Annotated in this window: 23 protein-coding genes; 5 read left to right on the forward strand and 18 right to left on the reverse strand. The window is 71.5% G+C overall.

What is annotated here, in order from left to right:
* The first annotated feature begins 5 nt into the window (after window positions 1–5).
* The 3 genes from OG994_RS22800 to rarD all read left to right on the forward strand — a co-directional run bounded on the left by OG994_RS22800 (window position 6) and on the right by rarD (window position 2,090).
* Complete coding sequence (locus OG994_RS22800) at window positions 6–392, forward strand: phage holin family protein (RefSeq protein WP_120327954.1); 387 nt, start codon at window positions 6–8, stop codon at window positions 390–392.
* Between the two features lie 235 nt (window positions 393–627).
* Window positions 628–1,125 carry a GNAT family N-acetyltransferase gene (locus tag OG994_RS22805; protein WP_328850920.1) on the forward strand — a complete coding sequence of 166 codons (498 nt, stop codon included), beginning with the start codon at window positions 628–630 and terminating at the stop codon, window positions 1,123–1,125.
* A complete protein-coding gene (gene rarD, locus OG994_RS22810; protein ID WP_328850921.1) occupies window positions 1,122–2,090 on the forward strand; it encodes an EamA family transporter RarD in 969 nt (322 codons plus the stop codon). Before OG994_RS22805 ends, rarD begins: the two co-directional genes overlap by 4 nt.
* A gap of 55 nt (window positions 2,091–2,145) precedes the next feature.
* On the opposite strand, the gene OG994_RS22815 is transcribed toward rarD, so the two are convergent.
* The gene (locus OG994_RS22815; protein WP_328850922.1) at window positions 2,146–2,835 is read right to left on the reverse strand and encodes an anti-sigma factor family protein; all 690 of its coding nucleotides are present in this window, start codon (window positions 2,833–2,835) and stop codon (window positions 2,146–2,148) included.
* Window positions 2,832–3,347 carry a sigma-70 family RNA polymerase sigma factor gene (locus OG994_RS22820; protein ID WP_120328075.1) on the reverse strand — a complete coding sequence of 172 codons (516 nt, stop codon included), beginning with the start codon at window positions 3,345–3,347 and terminating at the stop codon, window positions 2,832–2,834. The genes OG994_RS22815 and OG994_RS22820 overlap by 4 nt, the downstream gene beginning before the upstream one ends.
* A 240-nt stretch (window positions 3,348–3,587) precedes the next feature.
* Here OG994_RS22820 and OG994_RS22825 point away from each other — a divergent pair, with 240 nt between their 5' ends.
* Complete coding sequence (locus OG994_RS22825; protein WP_120327957.1) at window positions 3,588–5,717, forward strand: PhoX family protein; 2,130 nt, start codon at window positions 3,588–3,590, stop codon at window positions 5,715–5,717.
* Between the two features lie 79 nt (window positions 5,718–5,796).
* On the opposite strand, the gene OG994_RS22830 is transcribed toward OG994_RS22825, so the two are convergent.
* Complete coding sequence (locus tag OG994_RS22830; RefSeq protein ID WP_120327958.1) at window positions 5,797–6,579, reverse strand: IclR family transcriptional regulator; 783 nt, start codon at window positions 6,577–6,579, stop codon at window positions 5,797–5,799.
* Between the two features lie 154 nt (window positions 6,580–6,733).
* Here OG994_RS22830 and OG994_RS22835 point away from each other — a divergent pair, with 154 nt between their 5' ends.
* A complete protein-coding gene (locus OG994_RS22835; protein ID WP_328850925.1) occupies window positions 6,734–7,921 on the forward strand; it encodes an MFS transporter in 1,188 nt (395 codons plus the stop codon).
* A 111-nt stretch (window positions 7,922–8,032) separates the two neighbouring features.
* Here OG994_RS22835 and OG994_RS22840 read toward each other — a convergent pair whose 3' ends face one another.
* The 15 genes from OG994_RS22840 to OG994_RS22910 all read right to left on the reverse strand — a co-directional run bounded on the left by OG994_RS22840 (window position 8,033) and on the right by OG994_RS22910 (window position 26,498).
* Complete coding sequence (locus OG994_RS22840; protein WP_328850926.1) at window positions 8,033–9,136, reverse strand: IS30 family transposase; 1,104 nt, start codon at window positions 9,134–9,136, stop codon at window positions 8,033–8,035.
* Between the two features lie 92 nt (window positions 9,137–9,228).
* Window positions 9,229–10,302: a polyprenyl synthetase family protein gene (locus tag OG994_RS22845; protein WP_120327960.1), complete on the reverse strand. Its 1,074-nt coding sequence runs from the start codon at window positions 10,300–10,302 to the stop codon at window positions 9,229–9,231.
* Between the two features lie 139 nt (window positions 10,303–10,441).
* On the reverse strand, window positions 10,442–11,995 hold the full coding sequence (gene nuoN / locus OG994_RS22850) for an NADH-quinone oxidoreductase subunit NuoN (RefSeq protein ID WP_328850927.1): 1,554 nt from the start codon (window positions 11,993–11,995) through the stop codon (window positions 10,442–10,444).
* Window positions 11,992–13,524, reverse strand: coding sequence for an NADH-quinone oxidoreductase subunit M (locus tag OG994_RS22855; RefSeq protein ID WP_120327962.1), 1,533 nt, complete (start codon window positions 13,522–13,524; stop codon window positions 11,992–11,994). Before OG994_RS22855 ends, nuoN begins: the two co-directional genes overlap by 4 nt.
* Before the next feature lie 64 nt (window positions 13,525–13,588).
* Window positions 13,589–15,547 (reverse strand): NADH-quinone oxidoreductase subunit L, encoded by a 1,959-nt coding sequence (gene nuoL, locus OG994_RS22860; RefSeq protein ID WP_120327963.1) that lies wholly within the window; start codon window positions 15,545–15,547, stop codon window positions 13,589–13,591.
* 11 nt (window positions 15,548–15,558) lie between these two features.
* Window positions 15,559–15,858, reverse strand: coding sequence for an NADH-quinone oxidoreductase subunit NuoK (nuoK, locus tag OG994_RS22865; RefSeq protein WP_120327964.1), 300 nt, complete (start codon window positions 15,856–15,858; stop codon window positions 15,559–15,561).
* Window positions 15,855–16,625 carry an NADH-quinone oxidoreductase subunit J gene (locus tag OG994_RS22870; RefSeq protein ID WP_120327965.1) on the reverse strand — a complete coding sequence of 257 codons (771 nt, stop codon included), beginning with the start codon at window positions 16,623–16,625 and terminating at the stop codon, window positions 15,855–15,857. The genes nuoK and OG994_RS22870 overlap by 4 nt, the downstream gene beginning before the upstream one ends.
* Before the next feature lie 2 nt (window positions 16,626–16,627).
* A complete protein-coding gene (gene nuoI, locus OG994_RS22875) occupies window positions 16,628–17,263 on the reverse strand; it encodes an NADH-quinone oxidoreductase subunit NuoI (RefSeq protein ID WP_120327966.1) in 636 nt (211 codons plus the stop codon).
* 1 nt (window position 17,264) lies between these two features.
* A complete protein-coding gene (nuoH, locus tag OG994_RS22880; protein ID WP_120327967.1) occupies window positions 17,265–18,617 on the reverse strand; it encodes an NADH-quinone oxidoreductase subunit NuoH in 1,353 nt (450 codons plus the stop codon).
* Entirely contained in the window at window positions 18,614–21,070 is a 2,457-nt protein-coding gene (locus OG994_RS22885) for an NADH-quinone oxidoreductase subunit G (protein WP_328850928.1), read from the reverse strand. The genes nuoH and OG994_RS22885 overlap by 4 nt, the downstream gene beginning before the upstream one ends.
* A 112-nt stretch (window positions 21,071–21,182) precedes the next feature.
* The gene (gene nuoF / locus OG994_RS22890) at window positions 21,183–22,499 is read right to left on the reverse strand and encodes an NADH-quinone oxidoreductase subunit NuoF (RefSeq protein ID WP_120327969.1); all 1,317 of its coding nucleotides are present in this window, start codon (window positions 22,497–22,499) and stop codon (window positions 21,183–21,185) included.
* The gene (nuoE, locus tag OG994_RS22895; RefSeq protein ID WP_328850929.1) at window positions 22,496–23,650 is read right to left on the reverse strand and encodes an NADH-quinone oxidoreductase subunit NuoE; all 1,155 of its coding nucleotides are present in this window, start codon (window positions 23,648–23,650) and stop codon (window positions 22,496–22,498) included. The genes nuoF and nuoE overlap by 4 nt, the downstream gene beginning before the upstream one ends.
* 52 nt (window positions 23,651–23,702) lie before the next feature.
* On the reverse strand, window positions 23,703–25,031 hold the full coding sequence (locus OG994_RS22900; protein WP_120327971.1) for an NADH-quinone oxidoreductase subunit D: 1,329 nt from the start codon (window positions 25,029–25,031) through the stop codon (window positions 23,703–23,705).
* A gap of 52 nt (window positions 25,032–25,083) precedes the next feature.
* Entirely contained in the window at window positions 25,084–25,821 is a 738-nt protein-coding gene (locus OG994_RS22905) for an NADH-quinone oxidoreductase subunit C (protein WP_120327972.1), read from the reverse strand.
* Window positions 25,818–26,498, reverse strand: a complete 681-nt coding sequence (locus OG994_RS22910; RefSeq protein WP_328850930.1) for a NuoB/complex I 20 kDa subunit family protein — start codon at window positions 26,496–26,498, stop codon at window positions 25,818–25,820. The genes OG994_RS22905 and OG994_RS22910 overlap by 4 nt, the downstream gene beginning before the upstream one ends.
* Window positions 26,499–26,504: the final 6 nt, after the last annotated feature.

Genomic DNA, 26,504 nt, shown 5'->3' on the forward strand with positions numbered 1-26,504 from the left:
CCGCCATGGGTTTTCTGAAGGGCCTTCTGATCCGGCTGGCCACCACGGCGCTCGCCTTTTGGTTGGCGACCCTGCTCATTCCCGGCATCACCCTGGACGCGGACTCCGTCGCCGGGACGGTCACCACCCTGATCCTGGTGGCGGCGATCTTCGGCGTGGTCAACGCGGTGCTCCAGCCGATCATCAAGACCGTCGGCTGCGGCTTCTACCTGTTGACCCTCGGCCTCATCGCGCTGGTCGTCAACGGCCTGCTCTTCCTGCTCACGAGCTGGATCGCCGGCGAGGCCGGGCTGCCGTTCCACGTGGACGGCTTCTGGCCGGAGGCGGTGCTCGGCGCGCTCCTCGTCAGCGTCGTGACCTGGATCCTCGGCGCCGTCCTCGACCGCGACTGACCGGCACAAGCGCATTCCACCCGGGCCGAGTGACAGCGGCACACCCCGCCGCAACCGAAGGGACAGCGCCACACCCCGGCCTGGTCGAGCGCCACCCGGCCCCCGCCGACCGAGGGGCAGCGGAGCGATGGGCGACGGCGGACCGCGCGAGCCGGAACGCGCGCTCCGCGCCGCGACGACCAGACTGCGGGAATTGGCCCCCGCGGTGACCGGCCGGCGGGGTTACCGTCTCGGGATGTTCACCCTGACCCGTGACGACGGTTACCTGCTCAGCACCGATCCCGACCGGCTCGACCTGGCCCGGGTACACCAGTGGCTCAGCGCCGACGCGTACTGGGCGATGGGGCGCGACCGGGACACGGTGGAGCGGGCCTTCGCCGGGTCGATTCCGTTCGGCGTCTACCGGCCCGGTGACGGCCGGCAGGTCGCCGTCGCCCGGGTGGTCACCGACCGGGCGACGTTCGCGTGGCTGTGTGACGTCTACGTCGACCGGGCCGAGCGTGGGCGCGGCCTCGGCACCTGGCTGGCCGGTGCGGTCCGGGACCACCTGGCCGACCTGGGCGTACGGCGCATCGTGCTGGCCACGAACGACGCGCACGGCGTGTACGCGAAGGTCGGTTTCACGCCGGTGCACCCGGAGCGCTGGATGGAGTACGACGGGCGCGACAGTCAGGTGACGCCCGTCACCGGACATGAGTCAAACGGCGGGTCACCCCTTACGGTGGAGGCGTGACACCGCAGCGTCTGGGATACCTCTACGGCTTCGGCGCGTACCTGCTCTGGGGTTTCTTCCCGATCTACCTCAAGCTGCTGCGACCCGCCGGGCCGCTGGAGATCCTGGCCCACCGCATCGTGTGGTCGGTGGCCTTCGTGGCGCTGCTGCTCGCCGCCCAGCGCAACATCGGTTTCCTGCGGGCGCTCGCGCGGCGGCCCCGCGCCCTCGCGGGGATCGGCGCCGCGGCGGCCCTCATCGCCGTGAACTGGGGCACCTACATCTACGGCGTCAACTCCGACCGGGTCGTGGAGACGGCGCTCGGCTACTTCATCAACCCGCTCGTGGTCGTCCTGCTCGGCGTGACCGTGCTGCGTGAACGGCTCCGCCCGGCGCAGTGGGTGGCGCTGGGCGTCGGCGGCCTGGCCGTGGCGGTGCTGACCGTCGACTACGGGCACGTGCCCTACCTCGCGCTCACCCTCGCGCTCAGCTTCGGCGGTTACGGCCTCGTGAAGAAGCGGCTCGGCCTGCCCGCGGCGGAGGGGCTCTTCGTCGAGTCGGCGGTCCTGGCGCTCCCCGCGCTCGGCTACCTCGGCTGGCTCGCCGCGAGCGGCGACGCCGCCTTCGGGCACGTCTCCGCCGGGCACACCGCGCTGCTGGTGCTGGCCGGCGCGGCCACGGCCGTTCCGCTGCTGCTCTTCGCGGGTGCCGCCAACCGGTTGCCGCTGACCGGCCTCGGCATGCTCCAGTACCTCGCCCCGATCCTCCAGCTCGGCTGCGGCGTGCTGATCTTCCACGAGCCGATGCCGCCGGCCCGCCTGGCCGGTTTCGCGCTGGTCTGGCTCGCGCTGATCGTCTTCACCGTCGACGCGCTGCGCCAGACCCGTCGGGCCCGCGCCGCCTCCCGGCTGGCAGCCGCGGTCCCTGAGCCCGCCCCCCTCCCGCGCGCGATCTTGCACTTCCTGCCCCGGCAAACCGGGCAATAGCCCCGTATCAGGGGCCGGAACTGCAAGATCGCGGAGGGTTGTGGCGCCGGGGGGCTCAGCGGACGTCGTAGCTCAGGACCGGGGTGCCGTCGGCGCGCAGCAGCTCCAGGCGGACCAGTTCGGCACCGGTGAACCGCGTGACGCCGGTGAACCGCACGTCGTCGCCGGGCGCGGCCAGCCAGGACCCGACCTGCTCCGTGGCGCCGTCCGGGCCGTGCGCCACCAGCCGGAAGGTGTACGCCCTGGCGTAGCCGGCGCGACGCTCGTACCCGCAGTGCATGGTCACCTCGGTGCCCCAACCGGTGCCGGTCAACCCCACCTCGGCGTGCACCGGCACGGTGCCGGCCACCGGCTGCATGGCAACCATCCGCACCTGCTCGGCGGGCGGGGCGGTCTCCCGGGGCGCCACGACGGCCGCACCGACGCCCGCCACCAGGGCCAGCCCCGCCGCGGCGAGCGCCGTCAACGCGTACCGCCGGCGGTTGGCGGCCCGCTCGCGGCGTCGCCGTTCGCGGGCCTCGTCGAGCAGCGCCGGCAGCGACGGACCCGACGTGGGCACGAGGAACTGCTCCAGCCCGGCCGGGTCGAGCCGGCCGAGCAACCCGGGCAGCACGGCGATCTCGGCGACCGCCTCGCGGCACTCCGCGCACCCGGCCAGGTGCCGCTCGTACGCGGCCCGCTCGGCGGGGGCGAGCGCTCCCAGCACGTACGCGCCGTCGTCGTGCGCGAACTCGCACCGGGTCATCCCGTCACCCCCATCTCCGCCAGGACCAACCGTAGTGAGCGCAGCGCGTAGTGCGTCCGGGACTTCACCGTGCCCGGCGGCACGCCCAACCGGGAGGCCGCCTCGGCCACCGACCGGCCCTGGTAGAAGCACTCGACGAGCACCTCACGGTGGGTCGGGCTGAGCCGGTTCAACGCCTCGGCGACGGTCCACGCCTCCACGGCGCGTTCGGCCTCGTCCACGACCTCCGGCGGCTCGGGCAGTTCGTCGGTGTAGACCTCACCGACGCGGGTGGCCCGCCGCCGCCACGCGTCGATCGCCAGGTTCCGTGCCGTGGTGAAGAGCCAGGCGCGGACGGAGCCACGCCGCGGGTCGAGCGACTCGGGGTGCCGCCAGGCGCGCAGCAGCGTCTCCTGCACCAGGTCCTCGGCGCGCTGCCGGTCGCCGTTGACCAGCCGCAGGGCGTGGGCGTACAGCGCCTCCGCGTGCTCGTCGTGCAGCGCGCGGAGCAGGTCGGCGTCGTGGTCGCTGATGGCGGTCTCCTCGCTTCCGGCGCGAGTCCGACGGTGCGTTCGCCCGGGAATACGCGCGGCCACCGCGATCGGTTCAGTCCGAGGTCAGCACGGCTGCGCCACCGGCCGTCCCGGCGAGGTGTTCACGCCCGGTTCACGTTCACGCCGACGGTCGCTCATCACGCCCTCCTAGCGTCCCGCCGGTACGCCCACAACGTCGGGCCCCGCACACCACCATGACCCCTCGTCAGGAGGCTCCCCATGACTGACCGCCCCCGGCTGCTCCCACTGCTGGGCAGCACCCGCCACGGCAGCCGTGACGCCATGACCTGTCTCTACCGCTGTGGCAACGCCTGCGACCACCCCGTGCCGAACACATCGGACAACGCGTACTTCGGCGACGTCGTGAACGCCGAGGTCTCCCGGCGCGGCGTCGTCCGGGCCGGCGCCGTCGGCGCGCTGGTGCTCGGCTTCGGCGGCGCGGCGGCCGGCGCGCTGGCCGGCGCGGCCCCCGCGGCGGCCGCCGGCGCGGCGACCGCTGGTACGGCGGCCCCCGCCCGCGCCGGCCGCCCGGGCGGTGGGGTCGGCAACGGCGCGCTGACCTTCACGCCGATCCCGCCGAACAAGCTCGACACGCTCGTGGTGCCGAACGGGTACGACCACGCCGTCGTCATCAAGTGGGGTGACGAGGTGGTGCCCGGCGCGCCCGAGTTCGACCTCCACCGGCAGACCGCCGCGGCGCAGGCGAAGCAGTTCGGCTACAACAACGACTTCGTCGGTGTGCTGCCGCTCGACAAGCACGGCCGGCGGGCGCTGCTCGTGGTCAACCACGAGTACACCAACGAGGACCTGATGTTCCCCGGCTTCCCGGGCCTGGACAACCTCTCGGTGGAGCAGATCCGCGTGGCGATGGCCGCGCACGGCATGTCCGTCGTGGAGTTGGAACGCGTCGACGAGACCGGGCAGTGGCGCCCGGTCGGCAAGGGCCGCCGGCCGTACAACCGGCGGGTCACCGCGCTGGGCACGACCTTCGACCTCACCGGCCCGGCGGCGGGCTCGGCCTGGCTGCGTACGGCGGCCGACCCCAAGGGCCGCACGGTCGTCGGCACGCTCAACAACTGCGCCGGCGGCGTGACCCCGTGGGGCACGGTGCTCTCCGGCGAGGAGAACTTCAACCAGTACTTCGTCGGCGGCGACGGCGCGCCGGCCGAGCTCAAGCCGAAGCTGGAGCGCTACGGGATCCCGACCACCACCCGCTACCCGAGCGGCAGCCGGAAGTGGGACCGCGCCGACGAGCGCTTCGACCTGGCCCGGCACCCGAACGAGGCGCACCGCTTCGGGTGGGTCGTCGAGATCGACCCGTTCGACCCGGAGAGCCGCCCCCGCAAGCACACCGCGCTGGGCCGGTTCAAGCACGAGGGCGCCAACGTGATCATCGCGAAGAGCGGTCACGCGGTGGCGTACATGGGTGACGACGAGCGGTTCGACTACCTCTACAAGTTCGTCTCGGACAAGAAGTTCATGCCGGGCGACTCGGCGGTGGCCCGCCGGCACAACCTCACGCTGCTGGAGTCCGGCACGCTCTACGTCGCGAAGCTGGAGGGCAACAGCGCCGGGGAGATCGACGGCTCCGGCACGCTCCCCTCCGACGGGGCGTTCAACGGCCGGGGTCGCTGGATCAGGCTGGTGAGCGGCAACCGCTCGTACGTCGACGGGATGACCGCCGCTGACGTGCTCACCTTCACCCGGCTCGCCGGCGACAAGGTCGGCGCGACCAAGATGGACCGTCCCGAGGACGTCGAGCCGAGCAGGCTCACCGGCAAGGTGTACGTGGCGCTCACCAACAACACCAACCGGGGCGTCGGCAGCAACCCGAAGGCGGACGAGGCCAACCCGCGCAACGCCAACAAGCACGGGCAGATCCTCGAACTCGTCGAGGACCGGGGCGACAACAGCGCCGAGACGTTCGCCTGGTCGCTGCCGATCGTCTGCGGCGACCCGAGCGACCCGTCGACGTACTTCGCCGGGTACGACAAGACCAGGGTCTCGCCGATCTCCTGCCCGGACAACGTCGCCTTCGACGCCACCGGCAACCTCTGGATCTCCACCGACGGCAACGCGTTGGGCAGCAACGACGGCCTCTTCGCCACCGCCCTCGAAGGGCCGGAGCGGGGTCACCTGAAGCAGTTCCTCACGGTGCCGCTCGGTGCGGAGACCTGCGGCCCGTTCATCACCGAGGACAACCGGTCGGTCTTCGTGGCGGTCCAGCACCCGGGTGAGATCACCGGCGCCTCGGTCGAGAAGCCCGCCTCCACCTGGCCCGACGGCGACTTCGCCAAGCCCGGCGTGGTCGTCACCTGGCGTCTCGACGGCCGCCCGGTGGGCAGCTGACCTTCTCCGGCGGTCCGGCAGCGGACCGCCCCTCGGGGCCCTCTCCCAGCCGGGGAGAGGGCCCCGTGGCGTACGCCGGTCAGTGCTCGGCGGCGATGCTGTCGGCGACCGCCCGGGCCGCGGTGAGCAGTTTGGCGCGGACCACCCGGGCGGAGGTCATCATCTCGCTCGCCGGCAGCGCGCACGCGAGCACGGCGCGGCGTTCCATGTCCTTGTCGGGACTCACGAGCACGGCGGCGCACGCCACGCCCTGGCGGAACTGCCCCAGCTCCAGCTGCATGCCGCGCCGCTCGCCGGCGGCCAGGTCGGCCTCGAATGCCTCGGCGGTGGTGAGCGTGGCGGTGGTGAACGGCCGCATGCCGTACTCGCGCAGATAGCGGAAGCGCTGCTCGGCCGTCAGTGTGGCGAGCAGCGCCTTGCCGAGCGCGGTGGCGTGCGCCCCCTCGTCGAAGCCGGGGACCAGGTCCTCCAGGTACGGTGACCGCGGCCCCTCGGCCATCGCGGTGATCGCCACCTGCCCGCCGACGAACCGTCCCAGGTAGTGGCTGTAGCCGGTCTCCGTGGCGGCCCGGCGCAGCGTCTCCCCGACCGCGGGCGGCCCGCGGAAGGCGGCCACGAGTTCCCGGTACCGGTCGGCGACCTCCAACCCCACGATGTAGGTGCCGTCCTCGCGCCGGATCACGTAGCCCTCGTACGCCAGGGTCCGGACAAGGTGGTAGGTCGTGGCGACGGTCAGCTCACACCGCCGGGCGATCTGCTTGACGGTCAGGCCCTTGGGGGCACGACCGACCGACTCGAGCACTCGTAGCGCGCGGGAGACGCTGCGGATCAGATCCGAAGGTTCCGCCAAGGGGTCGCGCACAACCACCTCCGCCGCCGGGGACTTACACCATATGAAATTCCGCGCTCCTGCGGAACGACTGTTCGGTTCGAGGATGCCAGATCCTCATCGACGCCCCGTACTCCGACGGACACGATCCGTGGTCCCGCGAGGGCTGGCGTAGGTTTGCCTGACGATGACCGAGATCGCCGCCACCCCCCTCGCCGACCCGACGCCCACCCGACCGGTACGCGCCAGCGCCAGCGCCATCGCCGTCACGATCGCCTGCGTCCTGCCCGTCTTCCTGGTCGGGGGCCTCGCCGTCCAACTCGGTGACGACCTGCACTTCTCCCCCGCCGGCCTCGGCCTCGCCGTGTCCGTCTACTTCGGGGTGGGCGCGCTCGCCTCGGTGCCGTCCGGTGCTCTCGCCGAGCGGTACGGCCCGGCGGTGGTCGCCCGCGCCGGCATCCTGCTCTCGGCCGTCTGCCTGCTGGCCATCGCCACGCTGGCCCGCTCCTTCCCCGTCCTGCTCGGCCTGCTCGCTGTCAGCGGCACCGCCAACGCGCTCGGCCAGCTCGCCAGCAACGCCGCCCTCGCCCGGCACGTCCCGCCGCACCGGCAGGGGCTCTCGTTCGGTGTCAAGCAGGCGGCCATCCCGGTCTCCACCCTGCTCGCGGGTGCCGCCGTACCGACCATCGCCCTCACCGCCGGGTGGCGCTGGGCGTTCGTCGCGGCGGCGGCGGCCGCGCTGACCGCCCTGCTGGCCGTGCCCGCCCGGGAGGCCGGTGCGGCGCGGCGGTCCGGCGGCACGAGGGCCGGCCGGGGCACCGGCGCCCTGGTGGTCGTCGGCGTGGCCGCCACGCTGGCCGCGGGGGCCGCCAACGCACTGGGCACCTTCGTGGTCGACTCCGCCGCGGCACGCGGCCTCGCACCGGGGCTGGCCGGACTGACGTTGACGCTGGGCAGCGCCGTCTGCGTGGCGGCGCGGGTCGGCTCCGGATGGCTCGCCGACCGCCGCTCCGGCGGGCACGTGGCCGTCATCGCCGGCATGCTGCTGGTCGGCGCGGCCGGGCTCGGGCTGCTCGCCGTGGCCGGCCCCCTGCCGCTGGTGGCCGGCGTCGTGCTCGGCTTCGGCCTCGGCTGGGCCTGGCCGGGGCTCATGAACTTCGCGGTGGTCCGGCTGCACCCGCAGGCACCGGCCGCCGCCACGTCGATCACCCAGACCGGGGTGTACGCCGGCGGCTGCCTCGGCCCGCTCGGGCTCGGCGCGGTCGCCGCCCGCGCCGGCTACCCGGCCATGTGGGGCACCGCGGCGGTGTCGATGCTGCTGGCCGCCGCACTCATGCTGACCGGCAGCCGCCTCCTGACCCGCCCCAATCCCTAACCCGCCCCGCCCCCGACCCGCGCGACCCTGACCCGCTGACCCGCTGACCCGCGTCGATCATGAGGTTGGCGGGCGGAACGATCTGGTGGCGTCAAGTGGTGAGTGCAATTGTTAGGGCGTGATGAGTTCGGCTAGTCGCTGGGCTGGGGTGGCCCAGCCCAGCGTTTGGCGGGGTCGGGTGTTCAGTTCGTGGGCGATCTCGTCCAGGCCGGTCTGGTCGATGGTGCGGAAGTCGTAGCTGCCTTTGGGGAAGTACTGGCGTAGCAGCCCGTTGGTGTTTTCGTTGGTGCCGCGTTGCCAGGGGCTGTGCGGGTCACAGAAGTAGACCGGGCAGCCGGTGGCGACGGTGAACACCGGGTGGGTGGCCATTTCCACGCCTTGGTCCCAGGCCAGCGAGCGGCGTAGGTGCGCCGGCATCCGGGTGGCCAGGGCGGTGAGGACGCCGATGACGGCTTCGCTGTCGCGGCCGTGGGGCAGGGCGCCGAGCATCACATACCGGGTGGCCCGTTCCACCAGGGTCACGATCGCCGAGCCGCCGGCTTTGCCGATGACCAGGTCACCTTCCCAGTGCCCCGGCACCGCCCGGTCCGCGGCCTCGGCCGGTCGGGCGCTGATGTGCAGGTCCCCGATCCAGGGCCGTCGGCTGCCGGCCGCGCCCGCGGCACGTGACTGCGGGCGCCGCTGGGTACGCCCCGACCGCAGGGCCACCTGCCGGGTCAACTCGACCCGCAGGTTCCCCCGCGACTGCACGTAGATCGCCTGGTAGATCGTCTCGTGGGACACCTGCAACTCCGGCCGGTCGGCGAACGTGGCCCGCAACCACGCGGCGATCTGCTTCGGAGACCACCTACGAGCCAGTTTCCCCGCCACCACCTGCCGCAGCCGCACACCCACACCGAGCTTCGACGTCTTCGGCCGACGCCTGGCCGCGTCCGCCCGCCGCTGCGCCCACTGCGCCTGATACCCCCACCGATACGACGCCCGAGCCCGCCCCGGCGGCAACGACCGCCCGAGCGGGTTCTTCGTCCCATGCCGCGCACTGTGATAACGGGCAACCTCCCGCGACACCGTGCACACCGGCACCCCCAACACGCCCGCGATCTGCGTAATCGTCCGCCCTGAACCCCACAGATGCTCCAACACCTGCCGATGCCCGAACGTCAACACACCCGGCCTCGCCACCAGCACCCCCAACCCAACCAAGATCAGTTGCACTGAAGCCTAGAAACCACCTCTCCGAATCCCCCGTCAACCTCATGATCACCGGGGTGAGCCTGCCGGGGCGGGCGCGCCGGGGCGGGCGGTGGTCAGCTGGTGCGGTCGGCCACGAAGTCGCAGAGGGACTCGAGCGCCCGGCGGGCCGGGCTGTCGGGCAGCGGCGCGAGCTTGGCCCGGGCGTCCTCGGCGTAGCTGCGAACCGTCTCGCGGGCCCGCTTCAGGGCCGGGCTCTCCCGCAGCAGGCCGAGCGCCTCGGCGTGCAGGTCGTCGTCGGTGACCGCGCCCGCGGCGAGGATCTCCCGCAGCCGTACGGACGCGGCGTCGGAGTCGTCGCCCGCCCGCGCGTACAGCACCGGCAGCGTGGGCACGCCCTCGCGCAGGTCCGTGCCCGGCGTCTTGCCCGACTGGACCGACTCGGAGGCGATGTCGAGCAGGTCGTCGGAGAGCTGGAAGGCGACGCCGACCGTCTCGCCGTAGCCGGCCAGCGCCTCGATGTGCTCCGGTGTCGCACCGCCGAACATGCCGCCGAAGCGCGCCGACGTGGCGATCAGGGAGCCCGTCTTCCCGGCGATCACCTGCAGGTAGTGGGCCACCGGGTCCTCACCGGGACGCGGGCCGACGGTCTCGGCGATCTGACCGTGCACCAGCCGGGAGAACGTGCGCGCCTGCAGGCGTACGGCCTCGGTGCCGAGGTCGGCGGCGATGTCCGCGGCCCGGGCGAAGAGGTAGTCGCCCACGAGGATCGCTACCGAGTTGGTCCACCGCGAGTTGGCGCTGGGGGCGCCCCGGCGGACGGCCGCCTCGTCCATCACGTCGTCGTGGTAGAGCGTCGCCAGGTGGGTGAGCTCCATCACGACCGCGGCTGGGACAACCTGCGGCGCGGTCGGGTCACCGAACTGGGCGCCGAGGGCCACCAGGAGGGGCCGGAACCGCTTGCCGCCGGCCTCGACGAGGTGCCGGGCGGCCTCCGTGACGAACGGGTCGGCGCTCGCCACGCTGGCGCGCAGTTCCGTCTCGACGTCGTCCAGCACGGACAGCACGGACTCCTCGAGGCGTGGATCGGCGAGATAGAGGCCGAGCGCCCCAAACTGACCCGCACCCTGCCGGCTCCGACGGCCGCCGGAGCCGGTGGCACCTGTACCCTCGCCTGCCGGATTCACCACGCCTCAACCATGCCACACGCGTTCGAGCAGCACGGACGGGGGATGCGTGCCCGCGACCGGCACGACGGCCGGGTCGGAGCCGGCGCATACGACGGGGGCCGGTACGCCACCGCGTACCGGCCCCCTGTCACGGCGAGCGTCATCTGACGAATTCGGCGGCGCCGGTCGCGAGGTCGAGCAGCGGGGCCGGGGCGACGCCGAGGACCAGGGTGGCCACCACCCCGATCATGAGCGCGGCCGAGGTGAGCCCGCCCGGCACCGCGACGGTCGGGGTGGAGTCGCCCGGCTCGGAGAGCCACATCATCACCACGACCCGCAGGTACGGGAAGGCCAGCACCATGCTGGTCAGCACACCGGCGACCACCAGCCACGCCCGTCCCTCGGCCAGCGCCGGCCCGAAGACCGCGAACTTGCTCGTGAAGCCGCTGGTCAGCGGGATACCGGCGAACGCCAGCAGGATGAACGTGAACAGGCTGGCGTAGAACGGCGACCGCCGGCCCAGCCCGGCCCAGCGGGACAGGTGGGTGGCCTCCCCGTCGCCGTCGCGGACCAGTGTCACCACGGCGAACGCGGCCAGCACCGAGAAGCCGTACGCCACGAGGTAGAACATCGTGCCGGAGAGGCCGTCCTTCGACGGGGCGAGCACCCCGACCAGGAGGTAGCCGGCGTTGGCGATCGACGAGTACGCCAGCAGCCGCTTGATGTCGGTCTGGGTCACCGCGAGCACCGCGCCGACCAGCATGGTGAGCACCGCCACCACGCCGAGCACCGGCGTGAAGTCCCAACTGGCGCCGGCGAAGGCGACGTGGAAGACCCGGAGCAGGGCGCCGAACGCGGCGACCTTCGTGCAGGCCGCCATGAACCCGGTGACCGGGGTGGGCGCACCCTGGTACACGTCCGGCGTCCAGACGTGGAACGGCGCCGCGGCCGCCTTGAACAGCAGGCCGATGGCGAGCAGCGCCATACCGGCGAAGAGCAGCACCCGGCTGGACGGCGAGTCGCTCACCGCCGCGTTGATCGTGGCGAAGTCGACCCCGGCCGAACGGCCCGGCGTACCGGCCGTGAAGCCGTAGATCAGGGCCACACCGAACAGGAAGAAGGCGGAGGCGTACGCGCCGAGCATGAAGTACTTCAGCGCCGCCTCCTGGCTGAGCAGCCGCCGGCGGCGGGCCAGCGCGCAGAGCAGGTAGAGCGGCAGCGAGAAGACCTCGAGCGCGATGAACATGGTCAGCAGGTCGTTCGCCGCCACGAAGATCAGCATGCCGCCGATGGCGAACGTGGTGAGCGGGTACACCTCGGTGGCCCCGCTGGCGCTCTCGGCCTGCCGGCGGTCCTCGACGGACTCGGCGGTGATCGCCGCGTGCGCCACGAACGCGCCGCCCCGCTCCACGACGCGCTCACCGATCAGCAGCAGCGCCATGGCGGCGAGGACGAGGATGCCGCCCTGGAGGAACAGCGTCGGCCCGTCCACGGCGATGGCCGTGCCGGCGGTGAGCAGCCGGTCGTCGGCGTTGAGCACCACCATGGTCAGCGCGGCGAGCACCGCGAGCAGCGCCAGCGACAGCTGCACCAGGTGCCGCCGGTGCCGCGGTACGAACGCCTCGACCAGGATGCCGACCAGCGCGGCACCCAACATGATCAGGATTGGGGCGAGCGCCGCGTAGTCGATCGACGGCAGCTTCAGTTCGGTCACTTTGAAGCCTCCTGGACGGTGCCCACCGACGGGGCGGGGTCGGTCCGGCCGATGTCGTCCATGGTCGCCTGGACGGCGGGGTTGATCACATCGGTGACCGGCTTCGGGTAGAAGCCGAGCAGCACGATCAGCGCGATCAGTGGCGCGACCACGACCTTCTCGCGCAGGTTGAGGTCACGGCGCATCCCGTCGACCTCGGTCAGCGCCGGGTTGAGGGTGCCCTGGGTGGTGCGCTGCACCATCCACAGGACGTACGCGGCGGCCAGGATGATGCCCAGGGTGGCGATCACGGCGACCGGCTTGTTCACGGTGAACGCGCCGATCAGCACCAGGAACTCGGAGATGAACGGCGCCGTGCCGGGCAGCGCGAGCGAGGCGAGACCGGCGAAGAAGAGCACGCCGGCCAGCACCGGGACCAGCTTGCCGGCGCCGCCGAAGTCGCTGATGAGGGCCGAGCCGCGGCGCGCGATCAGCATGCCCACCACGAGGAAGAGCAGGCCGGTCGCGAGACCGTGGTTGACCATGTACAGCACCGCGCCCGTGCCGGCCTGGGTGGTGAAGGCGAAGATGCCCACCCCGATGAAGCCGAAGTGCGCGATCGAGGTGTAGGACACCAGCCGCTTGAGGTCGTTCTGTCCCACGGCCAGGAGCGCCGCGTAGATGATGCCGATCAGCGCGAGCGCGAGCGCCCACGGGGCGAACCACTTGGCGGCGTCCGGGAAGAGCGGCAGGCAGTAGCGGAGGATGCCGAACGTGCCGACCTTGTCGAGCACACCGACCAGCAGGGCCGCCGCGCCGGCCGGGGCCGCGCCACCGGCGTCCGGCAGCCAGGTGTGGAACGGGAAGAACGGCGCCTTGATCGCGAACGCGACGAAGAAGCCCAGGAACAGCCAGCGCTCGGTGCCGGTGGAGATGTCCACCTGCGACAGCGCCTGCCAGTCGAACGTCTTCCCGCCGACCACCCACAGGCCGATCACCGCGGCGAGCATGAACAGGCCGCCGACCAGCGAGTAGAGGAAGAACTTCACGGCCGCGTACTGGCGCTGGTGGCCGCCGTAGCTGCCGATGAGGAAGTACATCGGCACCAGCATGACCTCGAAGAACACGTAGAACAGGAAGACGTCGGCGGCCGCGAAGACGCCGATCATCGTGCACTCGAGGACGAGCAGCAGCGCGAAGTAGATCGGCACGGAGCGCTTCGACGACTCGGCGTCGTGCCACGACGCCAGGATCACCAGCGGCACCAGCACCGCGATCAGCATCAGCATGACCAGCGCGATGCCGTCGGCCGCGAAGGTGAAGTGGACGCCCCAGTTCGGGATCCACGGGTACGACTCGCGGAACTGGAAGCGGTCACCCCCGACCTTGAAGGTGATCCACATCAGCACCGAGAGCACCAGCACGAGCAGCGACCAGACGAAGGCCACCTGCTTGGCCAGCTCCGGGCGGCGCCGCGGCAGGAGGGCCACCACGAGGGCGCCCACCAGCGGCGCCACGGTCAGCACCGAGAGGAACGGGAAGTTGGACATTATGCGGCCTTACCTCCGTCGTCACTGCGTGGTCCGCCGGCGGGGGCGGCCGGGAAGAGGTCGATCACGCCAGCCACCCCGCCTGTACGGCCAGGAACGCCGCCACCACGAGCAGCGCGCCGGTCAGGATCGAGGTCGCGTACGACCGGACGAAGCCGGTCTGCAGCCGCCGGAGCCGGCCGGAGCCGCCGCCCACACCCGCGGCGAGGCCGTTGACCAGCCCGTCGATGCCCCGGTTGTCGAGGTAGACCAGGGCCCGGGTGAGGAAGATGCCCGGCTTCTCGAAGACCGCCTCGTTGAAGGCGTCGGTGTAGAGGTTGCGGCGGGCGGCGGTGACCACCACACCGGCCGGCTGCGGCGCCGTGGCCGTGCCGTTGCGGAACAGGAACCAGGCGAGCCCCGCGCCGAGGACGGTCACCAGGAGCGACAGCGTGGTGATGAGGGCGTGCGGCAGCACCGACTCGTGCTCCCCGTGCTCGCCGCCGAGCCCCGCGGTCGCCGTCAGCCAGTCCGGCACCGAGGTGGACAGCAGGAAGCCCGCCCCGACCGAACCGATCGCCAGCAGGATCAGCGGGATCGTCATCAGCTTCGGCGACTCGTGCGGGTGGTCGATGTCCTCGGTCCACCGCGCCGGCCCGTGGAAGGTGAGCACGAAGAGCCGGGTCATGTAGAACGCGGTGAGCCCGGCGCCGAGCAGCGCCGCCCCGCCGAAGAGCCAGGCCGTCCAGTCCTCCCGCGCGAACGCGGCCGCGATGATCGGCTCCTTCGAGAAGTAGCCGGAGAACGGGAACATGCCGATGATGGCGAGCCAGCCCATCATGAACGTGATCCAGGTGATCTTCATGTGCTTCGACAGCCCGCCGAAGCGGCGGATGTCCACCTGGTCCTTCATGCCGTGCATGACGGAGCCGGCGCCGAGGAACATGTTGGCCTTGAAGAAGCCGTGCGCCAGCAGGTGCACGATCGCCAGGGCGTACGCCCCGCCGCCGAGGCCGACGCCGAGGAACATGTAGCCGATCTGGCTCACCGTCGACCAGGCCAGCACCCGCTTGATGTCGTCCTTGGCCGCGCCGATGATGCAGCCGATCAGCAGCGTGAGCGCACCGACGCTGACCACCACGAGCTGGAGGGTCGTGTTGGCCGAGAAGATCGGGTTGGACCGGGCGATGAGGTAGACGCCGGCGGTGACCATGGTCGCCGCGTGGATGAGCGCGGAGACCGGGGTCGGGCCCTCCATGGCGTCCGGCAGCCACGCCTGGAGCGGGAACTGGCCGGACTTGCCGGTCGCGCCGAGCAGCAGGAGCAGGCCGAGCACCAGTACGGTGCCGCCGGCCAGTGCGCCGACGCCGGAGAAGACCTCGTCGTACTGGGTCGTGCCGAGGGTGGCGAACATGATGAAGATCGCGATGGCGAGGCCGGCGTCACCGACCCGGTTCATCAGGAACGCCTTCTTGCCGGCGGTGGCCGCGCTCGGCCGCTCGTACCAGAAGGAGATGAGCAGGTACGACGCGAGACCGACGCCCTCCCAGCCGACGTACAGCATCACGTAGTTGTTGCCGAGCACCAGCAGCAGCATGGCGGCGACGAACAGGTTGAAGTACCCGAAGAACCGCCGGCGACCGGCGTCGTGCGCCATGTACTCGACCGCGTAGAGGTGGATCAGGAAACCCACCCCGGTGATCAGCAGGACGAAGACCGCGGACAGCGGATCGAAGAGCAGGCCGAAGTCCACCCGGAGCCCGCCGACCGCGATGAAGTCCCACAGGCTCAGCTCGACCGACTTGTTCTCCAGTCCGCGGAGCTGGAAGAACGAGGCGAGGCCGAGGACGAACGACGCCCCGATCGCGGCCACGCCGAGCCAGTGCCCCCAGCGGTCGGCCCGCCGGCCGAGCAGCAGCAGGATCGCCGCGCTGACCAGCGGGATCGCCACCAGCAGCCAGACGCTGCCGAGCAGACCGTCCGCCGTCGCGTAGGTGACGGCCCCCGCCGGCTCCGCCGGGGCGTTCGTCAGAATCTCTCCCACCGCAGGCCCCTCTAGTACTTGAGCAGGTTGGCGTCGTCGACGCTCGCCGAGCGCCGGGTCCGGAAGATCGCCATGATGATCGCGAGCCCGACCACGACCTCGGCCGCGGCCACCACCATCACGAAGAACGCCATGATCTGGCCGTTGAGGTCACCGTTGATCCGGCTGAAGGTGACCAGCGCCAGGTTGGCCGCGTTGAGCATCAGCTCGACGCACATGAACAGCACGATCGCGTTGCGGCGGATGAGCACCCCGGCGGCGCCGATGGTGAAGAGCACCGCCGCGAGGACGAGGTAGTAGTCCGGTGTCACTTGTCCGTACCCTTCGGCGAGGCCTCCTGCGCGGTCAGCTCGCGGAGCGGCAGGATCTCCGGCGTGCTCCGCTCGGTGAACCGGCCGTCCGGCAACCGGGCCGGGGTCGCCACCGAGCTGGAGGTGGCGAAGACACCCGGGCCGGGCTTGGGGCCGGGGTAGTTGCCGGGCCGGAAGCGGGCCTTCATGGTGGCGATCTGGTCCATCTTGTCCTGCTTGCGCCGCTCGATGTGCGCCAGCACCATGGCACCCACCGCGGCCGTGATCAGCAGCGCCGAGGTGAGCTCGAAGGCGAAGACGTACTTGGTGAAGAGCAGGCGCGCGATGCCCTGCACGTTCCCGTCGGCGTTGGCCTGGGTCAGGCCCACCGCCGTGGTGCCCTCCAGCGCCCGGTAGACACCGCCGCCGACGAGCCCCGCGAAGCCGAGACCGAGCAGCACGGCGGCCGCCCGCTGCCCGCGCAGCGTCTCGATCAGCGAGTCCGACGAGTCCCGCCCGACGAGCATCAGCACGAACAGGAAGAGCATCATGATCGCGCCGGTGTAGACGATGATCTGCACCATGCCGATGAACGGCCCGGCCTGCAGGACGTAGAACACGCCCAGGCAGAGCATCGTCAGCACCAGCCAGAGCGCCGAGTGCACGGCGTTGCGGGCGGCCACCATCCCGATCGCGCCGATCAGCGCGAGCGGGGCGAGGATCCAGAAGGTGACCTCCTCGCCGCCCGACACCCCGCCCGCCGCGGCCAGCACGGTCTGCGTGGTCATGTTCACTCCCCCTTGCCGGCGGCGGCCCGCTGGGCGTGCTGCTCGGCGCCCGGGAAGGTCACACCGGGGTGCTCCTCCACCTGGTACCGGCCCGGGCTGTTCGCCGCGCGCTCCGCACCGGCCGACGTGCCCGGGTTGGTGAGCCCGCCGACGTAGTAGTCCTTCTCGCTGTCGCCGAGCCGCATCGGGTGCGGCGGCTGCTCCATGCCGGGCAGCAGCGGCGCGAGCAGCTGCTCCTTCGTGAAGATCAGGTCCTGCCGGTTGTCCCGGGCCAGCTCGTACTCGTTGCTCATGGTGAGCGAACGGGTCGGGCAGGCCTCGATGCAGAGCCCGCAGAAGATGCACCGCGCGTAGTTGATCTGGTAGACGCTGGCGTACCGCTCACCCGGCGAGAAGCGCTGCTCCTCGGTGTTGTCGCCACCCTCCACGTAGATCGCGTCGGCCGGGCAGGCCCAGGCGCACAGCTCGCACCCGATGCACTTCTCCAAGCCGTCCGGGTGCCGGTTGAGGATGTGCCGCCCGTGGTAGCGCGGCGCCGAGACCGGCGGCTTGAACGGGTAGTCGGTGGTGACCACCTTCCTGAACATGTGGGAGAAGGTGACCCCGAAGCCCTTGAACGTTCCGGTGATCGCGCCCACGTCACACCTCCCTGGACTCCGGGCCGGCAACGGTGTTGGCCGGCTCCCGCTCGGCGACCACGCGCCTGGTGCGCGGGCTCGGTGGAACCTGAAGGTCCATCGGCGGCAGCGGGAAGCTGCCGTGCGGACGGTTGTTGACCTGCTCCTGAACGGTCGGCCTCGGCTGCGGCTTGCGGCTCGGCCAGAACAGCGTGGCGAGCAGCAGCAGGCCGGCCGGGATCCCGACGGCGATCAGCTTGCCGCGGGTGTCCCAGTCCTCGATCGACCGCAGGCCGCTGAGGACGAGGATCCAGACCAGGTTGATCGGCAGCAGCACCTTCCAGCCGAAGCGCATGAACTGGTCGTAGCGCAGCCGGGGCAGCGTGCCGCGCAGCCAGACGAACACGAAGACGAGCATGATGACCTTGCCGAAGAACCACAGCATCGGCCACCAGCCGGAGTTCGCGCCCTCCCAGAGCGTGATCGGCCACGGCGCCCGCCAGCCACCGAGGAACAGCGTCACGGTGACCGCCGACATGGTCACCATCGACACGTACTCGGAGAGCATGAAGAGCGCGAACTTCAGCGAGCTGTACTCGGTCATGAAGCCCGCCACCAGCTCGGACTCCGCCTCCGGCAGGTCGAACGGCGCCCGGTTCGTCTCGCCGACGATGGCGATGAAGAAGATGACGAAGCTCGGCAGCAGCAGGATCGCGTACCAGCCGGGCGCCGGGATCTCCGTCCCGAACACGGTGACCCGGGTGGCGTCACCCTGCGCGGCGACGATCCCGCTGGTGCTCATCGTGCCGGCCGTCATGAAGACCGCCACGATGCTGAGCCCCATCGCGACCTCGTACGAGATCATCTGGGCGGTGGACCGCAGACCGCCCAGGAGCGGGTACGTGGAGCCGGACGCCCAGCCGCCGAGCACGATGCCGTAGATGCCCATCGAGGAGCAGGCCAGCAGCACGAGCACCGCCACCGAGACGTCGGTGACCTGCAGCGGCGTCCAGTGGCCGAAGATGCTCACCATCGGGCCGAACGGCACCACCGACAGCGCGGTGACCGCGCAGATCACCGAGATCGTCGGCGCGAAGAAGTAGACGACCTTGTCGGCGGCCCGCGGCAGGATGTCCTCCTTGAAGGCCATCTTCAGACCGTCGGCCAGCGTCTGGAGCAGGCCGAGCGGGCCGACCTGGTTGGGGCCGGGCCGCACCTGCATGAAGCCGACCACGCGCCGCTCGAACCACACACCGAGCAGGGTGGCCAGCACCGCGAAGACGAAGGCGAAGAGCACCTTGCCGACGACCAGCCACCACGGGTCCCGGCCGAAGTCGGCCAGGGTCGGGTCCTGGGCCAGGTAGATCGCTCTCACTGGACGCCCCCTCCGTTCACGACAGGGGCCGCCGTGGCGGCCGAGATCCGCACCACCGTGCCGGAGGTCGCGCCGAGGCTGCGCCGGACGGTCGCGCCGGGCGAGTTGGTCGGCAGCCAGACGACGCCGTCCGGCATCTCGGTGATGGCGACCGGCAGCGTCAGCGCGCCCCGGTCGGTGCCGACCGTGACCGCGTCGCCGTCCGCGACGCCGAGCGCCTCGGCGGTGCCCTTGCCCAGCCGGACCAGCGGCGGGCGGGCGGTGCCGGCGAGGTGCTCGTCGCCGTCGAGCAGGCTGCCCAGGTCGATGAGCTGGTGCCAGGTGGCGAGCACCGCCTCGCCGGCGCCCGGCTGCGGCACGGCGGCCGGCTCCACGGCCGGGGCGGCGGGGCGGGTCGTCCGGGTCGGCGGAAGCGAACCCAGCTCCCGACGGATGCTCGGCACGTCGCCGGTGCCGAGCCGCACGTCGAGCTGGGCGGCGAGCGCGTCGAGCACCCGGGCGTCGGTCATCGCGCCGGTCTGCAGCACCGCCTCGAAGGTGCGCAGGCGCCCCTCCCAGTCCACGAAGCTGCCGGCCTTCTCGTCCACCGGTGCGACCGGGAACACCACGTCGGCGCGCCGGGCCACGGCGCTGTTGCGGAGCTCCAGGCTGACCAGGAACGGCACGGTGTCCAGGGCCTGCTCCGCGAGGCGCGGGTCGGCCAGGTCGGCCGGGTCGACGCCGGCCACGACCAGGGCGCCGAGCTGCCCGTTGGCGGCGGCCGTGATGATGCCGTCGGTGTCGCGGCCGGCCTGGCTCGGGATCACGCCGGCCGGGATGTCCCACGCCTCGCCCAGCTCGGCGCGGGCGGCCGGCTCGGTGACGAGCCGCCCGCCGGGGAGCAGGTTCGGCAGGCACCCGGCGTCGACGGCGCCGCGGTCACCGGCGCGCCGCGGCACCCAGGCCAGCTTCGCGCCCGTACGCCGTGCGACGTCGGCGGCGGCGGACAGACCACCCGGCACCTCGGCGAGCCGCTCGCCGACGATGAGGATGGCGCCCTCGGCGCTCAGCGCCTCGGCGACCGTGGCGTGCTCGGCGAGCACGCTGGCCTCCTCGCCCGGCACCACCCGGGCGAGCTTGGCGCCGAGCTTCTCCAGGCCGCGGGTGGCGAACGGGGCGATCGCGTACACCGTCAGCGTCTTCTTCAGGTACGCCTTGCGCAGCCGCAGGAAGAGGACCGGGCACTCCTCCTCCGGCTCCAGCCCGACCAGCACGACGGCCGGCGCCTTCTCGACGTCGGCGTACGTCACGTCGGTGACGCCGGCGACCGAGCTGGCCAGGAAGTCGGCCTCCTCGCGGGAGACCGGCCGGGCGCGGAAGTCGATGTCGTTGGTGTTCAGGGCGACCCGCGCGAACTTCGCGTACGCGTAGGCGTCCTCGACGGTCAGCCGGCCGCCGGTGAGCACCGCCGTGCCCTGCCCGGCGTCCCGGGCGGCGCGCAGCCCCTCGGCGGCCACGGCGAGGGCCTCGCTCCACGACGCCTCCCGCAGCTCACCGGTGCGCTCGTCGCGGACCAGCGGCGTGGTGAGGCGGTCGAAGGCGCGGGTGTACTGGAAGCCCCACCGCCCCTTGTCGCAGTTCCACTCCTCGTTCACCGTCGGGTCGTCGCCGGCAAGGCGGCGCAGCACCTTGCCCCGCCGCCAGTCGGTGCGCTGGGCGCAGCCGGCCGAGCAGTGCTCGCACACGCTCGGGCTGGAGACCAGGTCGAACGGGCGGGCCCGGAACCGGTACTGGGCGCCGGTCAGCGCGCCGACCGGGCAGATCTGCACGGTGTTGCCGGAGAAGTAGGAGTTGAACGGCACGTCGCCGGTGTCGCCCTCGGCGCCGTACGCGTCGTCCCGGTAGATGTTGATCTCCTCGGCGGACGACCGGTTCATCAGGTCGATGAACTTGTCGCCGGCGATCTCCTCGGAGAACCGGGTGCACCGCTGGCAGAGCACGCAGCGCTCCCGGTCGAGCAGCACCTGGGTGCTGATCGGCAGCGGCTTCGGGTACTCCCGCTTGTGCTCGTGGAACCGGGAGTCGGTGCGCCCGGTCGACATGGCCTGGTTCTGCAGCGGGCACTCGCCGCCCTTGTCACACATCGGGCAGTCGAGCGGGTGGTTGAGCAGCAGCAGCTCCATCACACCCTCCTGCGCCTTCTTGGCGACCGGGGAGGTGAGCTGGGTGCGGACCACCATGCCGTCGGCGACCGTCTGCGTGCAGGAGGCGACGGGCTTGCGCTGTCCCTCCACCTCGACGAGGCACTGCCGGCACGCGCCGGCCGGCGCCAGCAGCGGGTGGTCGCAGAACCGCGGGATCGCGATGCCCATCTGCTCGGCGACCCGGATCAGCAGCGCCCCCTTCGGAGCGGTGACCTCGACGCCGTCGATGGTGAGGGTGACCGTGTCGGTCTTCTTGGCTACGTCGGTCATCAGAGTCGCCTTCCACTCGCGACTGTGCCTGCGTCTGCTCGCGACTGCGAGGCTCGCTGCGCTCTCTCCTCGCGCTCGCGGCTGGGACTCGCAAGCTCGTTCCTCGCGCTCATCAGTGGGCCCCTACCAGGGTCTTCTCCGACAGCTTCGGAGCGGTGCGGCCCTCGATGTAGTCGAGGTAGTCCTGCTTGAAGTACTGCAGCGACGAGGTCACCGAGCTGGTCGCGCCGTCGCCCAGACCGCAGAACGAGCGCCCGAGGATGTTGTCGCAGGTGTCGAGCAGGGTGTCCAGGTCCTCGTAGGTGCCCTGGCCGGAGAGGATCCGCCGGTACACCCGGACCATCCAGTAGTTGCCCTCACGGCACGGCGTGCACTTGCCGCACGACTCGTGGTGGTAGAACTCCAGCCACCGGTACGTCGCGTAGACCGGGCAGTCCTGGTCGGAGAAGATCTGGGTGGCCGTGGTGCCGAGGATCGAGCCGGCCGCCGCCACGGACTCGAAGTCGAGCGGCACGTCCAGGTGCTCGGCCGTGAGCAGCGGCGTCGACGAGCCGCCCGGCGTCCAGAACTTCAGGTTGTGCCCCGGCTGCATCCCGCCGGCCAGTTCGAGCAGCTCGCGCAGGGTGATGCCCATCGAGCACTCGTACTGGCCTGGGTTCACGATCCGGCCGGAGAGCGAGTAGATCATCGGCCCGGAGGACTTCTCCGTGCCCATGGTCTTCCACCACTCGGCGCCGCCCAGCACGATGTAGGGCACGCTCGCGATGGTGCCGACGTTGTTGACCACCGTCGGGCTCGCGTACAGGCCGTGGGTCGCCGGGAACGGCGGACGGAGGCGGGGCTGGCCCCGGAAGCCCTCCAGCGAGTCGAGCAGCGCCGTCTCCTCGCCGCAGATGTACGCCCCGGCGCCCGAGTGCACCACCAGTTCGAGGTCGAAGCCCGAGCCGAGGATGTTGCGGCCGAGGTAACCCTTGGCGTACGCCTCCTGCACGGCGTTGCGCAGCCGCCGCGCCGCGTGCACGGCCTCGCCCCGGATGTAGATGTACGCCCGGTTGGCGCGGATCGCGTACGAGGCGATGATGACGCCCTCGACCAGCGAGTGCGGGTCGTACGTCATCAGCGGCAGGTCCTTGCAGGTGCCCGGCTCGCCCTCGTCGGCGTTGACGACGAGGTAGTGCGGCTTCCCGTCGCCCTGCGGGATGAAGCCCCACTTGAGACCGGTGGGGAAGCCGGCGCCGCCACGCCCGCGCAGCCCGGAGTCCTTCACCAGCTGGATCAGGTCGTCCGGGTGGGCCTTGAGCGCCTTGCGCAGCGCCGCGTAGCCGTCCAGCTTCTCGTAGGTGCCGATCCGCCAGGCGTCCGGCGACAGCCACCGCTTGGTGAGCACCGGCGTGAGCTTCGCCAGCGTCTCCGGCCGAGGAGTGGTCACTTCTGGCCCCCCGTCTCGCTCGCGACGGCCGGGCCGGTGCCCGTGGCACCCTTCCCGGCCTCCGCTTCCTTGAGGTTGCGCTCCCGCGCCCCGGCCTCGTCGCCGGCGGGCTTGGCGTCACCGGCCGGCGGGTTGGCGGCCGCGCCGGCGGCCTCCGCCTCCTGCGCGTCGCGGGGCGCCGGCGGCACCGGGTCCGAGGGGACCTTGGTGCCGGGGGCGTCCGGCACGGCCGTGGCCGCGTCGGGCTGCCGGGTCTGGGCCGTACGCACCTGCGGCGAGGTGTCGTCGGGCGCCTTGACGTCCCGCGTGGTGCTGCCGGCGGCCTGCTCCGGCGTCGCCGTCTCGACCCCGGTCGGGGCCGACGCGCCGTCACCGCCCTTGGCCTGGACGGCCGGGGCGGCGGCCTCGGCCTTGGCCTTCTCGGCCTCCGCCCGCGCCTTCGCCTCGGCGGCGGCCTTCTCGGCCTCGGCCTTGCTGCGGATCGGCGTGTTCGGGTCGAAGCCCGACACCGAGATGCCGTGCTGCTGCGCCAGGCGCAGGCCGCGCAGGCTCGGCTCGCCCGGCCCGCCGTCGGCCACCGCGCCCTCCCGCTCGTCGGCGAAACCGGCGAGCTGGACGGCCATCTCCTTGAGCGTGCAGAGTCGGGCGCCCCGGGTCGGCATCGGCCGGCCACCGGCGCGCAGCTCGTCGACCACACCGACCGCCGTCTGCGGGTCGACGTTGTCGAAGAAGTCGTAGTTGACGGTCATGACCGGGCCGTAGTCGCAGGCGGCCAGGCACTCCGCGTGCTCCAGGGTGATCTTCCCGTCGGCGGTGGTCTCGTCGTGGCCCACGCCGAGGTGCTCGGAGAGGGTGTCGTAGACCTCCTGGCCGCCCAGCACGTTGCACATGGTGTTGGTGCAGACGCTGACCAGGTAGTCACCGGTCGGCCGGCGCTTGTACATGGTGTAGAAGGTGGCCACGGCACCGACCTGGGCCTTGTTCAGCCCCAGCACCTCGGCGCAGAACTCCACGCCCGCCGGGGAGACGTACCCCTCCTCGGCCTGCACGAGGTGCAGCAGCGGGAGCAGGGCCGAGCGGGACCGGTCCGCCGGGTACCGGGCGATGATCTCCCGCGCCCGCGCCCGCGTCTCTTCAGTGAACACAGTCATCAGAGCCGCCTTCCGTTCGCGACTGCGGGGCTCGCAAGCTCACTCCTCGCACTCACCGGTCACAACCACCCATCACGGGGTCCAGGGAGGCGCCGCCGGCGATCACGTCGGCGATCAGGCCGCCCTCGGAGATCGCCGGGAGGGCCTGGAGGTTGACGAAGCTCGGTTCCCGGTAGTGCACCCGGTACGGCCGGGTGCCGCCGTCGGACACCGCGTGGACGCCCAGCTCGCCGCGGGGCGACTCGATGGCGACGTACACCTGGCCGGGCGGGACCCGGAAGCCCTCGGTGACCAGCTTGAAGTGGTGGATGAGCGACTCCATCGACTGGCCCATGATCTTCGCGACGTGCTCGAGCGAGTTGCCCATGCCGTCGATGCCGATGGCGAGCTGCGCCGGCCAGGCGATCTTGCGGTCGGCGACCATCACCGGGCCGGGCTTGGCCAGCCGGTCCACCGCCTGCTCGACGATCTTCAGCGACTCCCGGATCTCGGCGAGCCGGACCTGGTAGCGGCCCCACACGTCGCCGTCGGTGTGCGTCGGGACGTCGAACTCGTACGTCTCGTAACCGCAGTACGGCATGGTCTTGCGCAGGTCCCAGGCGAGACCGGCGGAGCGCAGGACCGGGCCCGTGACGCCCAGCGCCAGGCAGCCGGTCACGTCGAGCACCGCGACGTTCTTCGTCCGCTCGATCCAGATGGGCTGGCCGGAGAGGAGGTCCTCGTACTCCTTGAGCCGCTTCGGCATCAGCTTGAGGAACTCGCGGATCTTGATGATCGCGTCCTCCGGCACGTCCTGTGCCACGCCGCCGGGGCGGACGTACGCGTGGTTCATCCGCAGACCCGTGATGATCTCGAAGATCTCGAGGATGTACTCCCGCTCGCGGAAGCCGTACAGCATGATCGAGATCGCGCCGAGCTCCATGCCGGTGGTGGCGATCCAGACCAGGTGCGAGGAGATCCGGTTGAGCTCCATCATGAGCACCCGGATCGTGTTGGCCCGCTCGGTGATGTCGTCGCTGATGCCGAGCAGCTTCTCCACCGCGAGCGCGTACGCCGTCTCGTTGAACAGCGGCGACAGGTAGTCCATGCGGGTCACGAACGTGCTGCCCTGGACCCAGGTGCGGTACTCGAGGTTCTTCTCGATACCGGTGTGCAGGTAGCCGATGACCGAGCGGGCCTCGCGGACCGTCTCGCCCTCCAGCTCCAGGATCAGCCGCAGCACGCCGTGGGTGGACGGGTGCTGCGGACCCATGTTGACGACGATCCGCTCGTCGTTGATCGGGTCGGTGCCGGAGACGACCGTGTCCCAGTCCCCACCGGTGACGGTGAAGACCTTGCCCTCGGTGGTCTCCCGCTCGGTCGCGTAGTTGGAAGTGGTCATTTCAGCCCTCCGATCGGGACTGCGGGGCTCGCAAGCTCACTCCTCGCACCGATCACTGGTACGACCTCCGGCGGTCTGGCGGTGGAATCTCGGCGCCCTTGTACTCGACCGGCACACCGCCCAGCGGGTAGTCCTTGCGCTGCGGGTGCCCCTCCCAGTCGTCCGGCATGAGGATCCGGGTCAGGCTGGGGTGGCCGTCGAAGACGATGCCGAACATGTCGTACGCCTCGCGCTCCTGCCAGTCCGCGGTCGGGTAGACCGCGGTGACGCTGGGCAGGTGGGGGTCCTCGACGGGGACCGCGGCCTCCAGCCGGACCCGGCGGCGGTACGTCATCGAGGTGAGGTGGTAGACGACGTGCAGGCGGCGCTCGTCCGCCCCCAGGTAGTCCACGCCGGACACCGAGGAGCAGAGTTCGAACCGCAGCGCCAGGTCGTCGCGCATCACCTGGCAGACCTCGGCGATCCGCTCCGGGCGGATGTGCAGGGTCAGCTCGCCGCGGTCGACCACGACCTTCTCGATGGCGTCGGCGAAGCCCGGGTACGCCTCCTCGAGCGCGTCGTACACCTCGTCGAAGTAGCCGCCGAACGGCCGCGAGGCCGCCTCGATCGGCCGGCGCTGGCGGACGAGCCCTCCGTAGCCGGAGACGTCGCCCGAGCCCTGGTTGCCGAACATGCCGCGGCCGGCGGGGCTCGACGGCGGGTGCTCGGCGGGCGCGCCGCTGCTGGCACCGGCCGGGGTCACCGGTACCGGCACACCGCCGTCGTTCGGCTTGTCCTGCGGTGCGGTCACTTCCTCACGCCCCCGTACTGCTGCACATGGTTCTGGGCCTTCATCCAGTTCTCGATCCGCAGCTGCTCCTCGCGGCCCTCGCGGACGGCCTTGGTCCACTCGGCGCGGCGGGCCTTGTCACTGCGGTACGACGACGGCATCGAGCCGTAGGGGACGACCGGAACGTCGCCGCGCTCCTTGCGAGCCTCGAGCATCTTGCGCCCGTTCGGGCCGAGCGGCTCGTGCATGATCTTCTCGCGGAGCTTGAGGATCGCGTCGATGAGCATCTCGGGCCGGGGCGGGCAGCCGGGCAGGTACATGTCGACCGGCACGATGTGGTCGACGCCCTGCACGATCGCGTAGTTGTTGAACATGCCGCCGCTGCTGGCGCAGACGCCCATCGAGAGCACCCAGCGGGGCTCGGCCATCTGGTCGTAGATCTGGCGCAGGACCGGTGCCATCTTCTGGCTCACCCGGCCGGCCACGATCATCAGGTCCGCCTGCCGGGGCGAGGCGCGGAACACCTCCATGCCCCAGCGGCCCATGTCGTAGTGGGGGCCGCCGGCCGCCATCATCTCGATGGCGCAGCAGGCCAGGCCGAACGTGGCGCCCCAGAAGGACGACTTCCGGGACCAGTTGACCAGCTTCTCCACCGAGGTGAGCAGGATGCCCGCGGGGAGCTTCTCCTCGATGCCCATCTGACG

The organism is Micromonospora globbae (assembly GCF_036184225.1).
Lineage (GTDB): Bacteria > Actinomycetota > Actinomycetes > Mycobacteriales > Micromonosporaceae > Micromonospora > Micromonospora globbae.

Bases quoted from the DNA above. Each gene is read 5' to 3' on its own strand.
- OG994_RS22805 (WP_328850920.1), top strand. From the start codon at position 628: ATGTTCACCCTGACCCGTGACGACGGTTACCTGCTCAGCACCGATCCC.
- OG994_RS22910 (WP_328850930.1), bottom strand. From the start codon at position 26,498: ATGGGCATCGAGGAGAAGCTCCCCGCGGGCATCCTGCTCACCTCGGTG.
- OG994_RS22885 (WP_328850928.1), bottom strand. From the start codon at position 21,070: ATGACCGACGTAGCCAAGAAGACCGACACGGTCACCCTCACCATCGAC.
- OG994_RS22835 (WP_328850925.1), top strand. From the start codon at position 6,734: ATGACCGAGATCGCCGCCACCCCCCTCGCCGACCCGACGCCCACCCGA.
- OG994_RS22825 (WP_120327957.1), top strand. From the start codon at position 3,588: ATGACTGACCGCCCCCGGCTGCTCCCACTGCTGGGCAGCACCCGCCAC.
- OG994_RS22900 (WP_120327971.1), bottom strand. From the start codon at position 25,031: ATGACCACTTCCAACTACGCGACCGAGCGGGAGACCACCGAGGGCAAG.
- OG994_RS22800 (WP_120327954.1), top strand. From the start codon at position 6: ATGGGTTTTCTGAAGGGCCTTCTGATCCGGCTGGCCACCACGGCGCTC.
- OG994_RS22855 (WP_120327962.1), bottom strand. From the start codon at position 13,524: ATGTCCAACTTCCCGTTCCTCTCGGTGCTGACCGTGGCGCCGCTGGTG.
- nuoE (WP_328850929.1), bottom strand. From the start codon at position 23,650: ATGACTGTGTTCACTGAAGAGACGCGGGCGCGGGCGCGGGAGATCATC.
- OG994_RS22815 (WP_328850922.1), bottom strand. From the start codon at position 2,835: ATGACCCGGTGCGAGTTCGCGCACGACGACGGCGCGTACGTGCTGGGA.
- OG994_RS22870 (WP_120327965.1), bottom strand. From the start codon at position 16,625: ATGACCACGCAGACCGTGCTGGCCGCGGCGGGCGGGGTGTCGGGCGGC.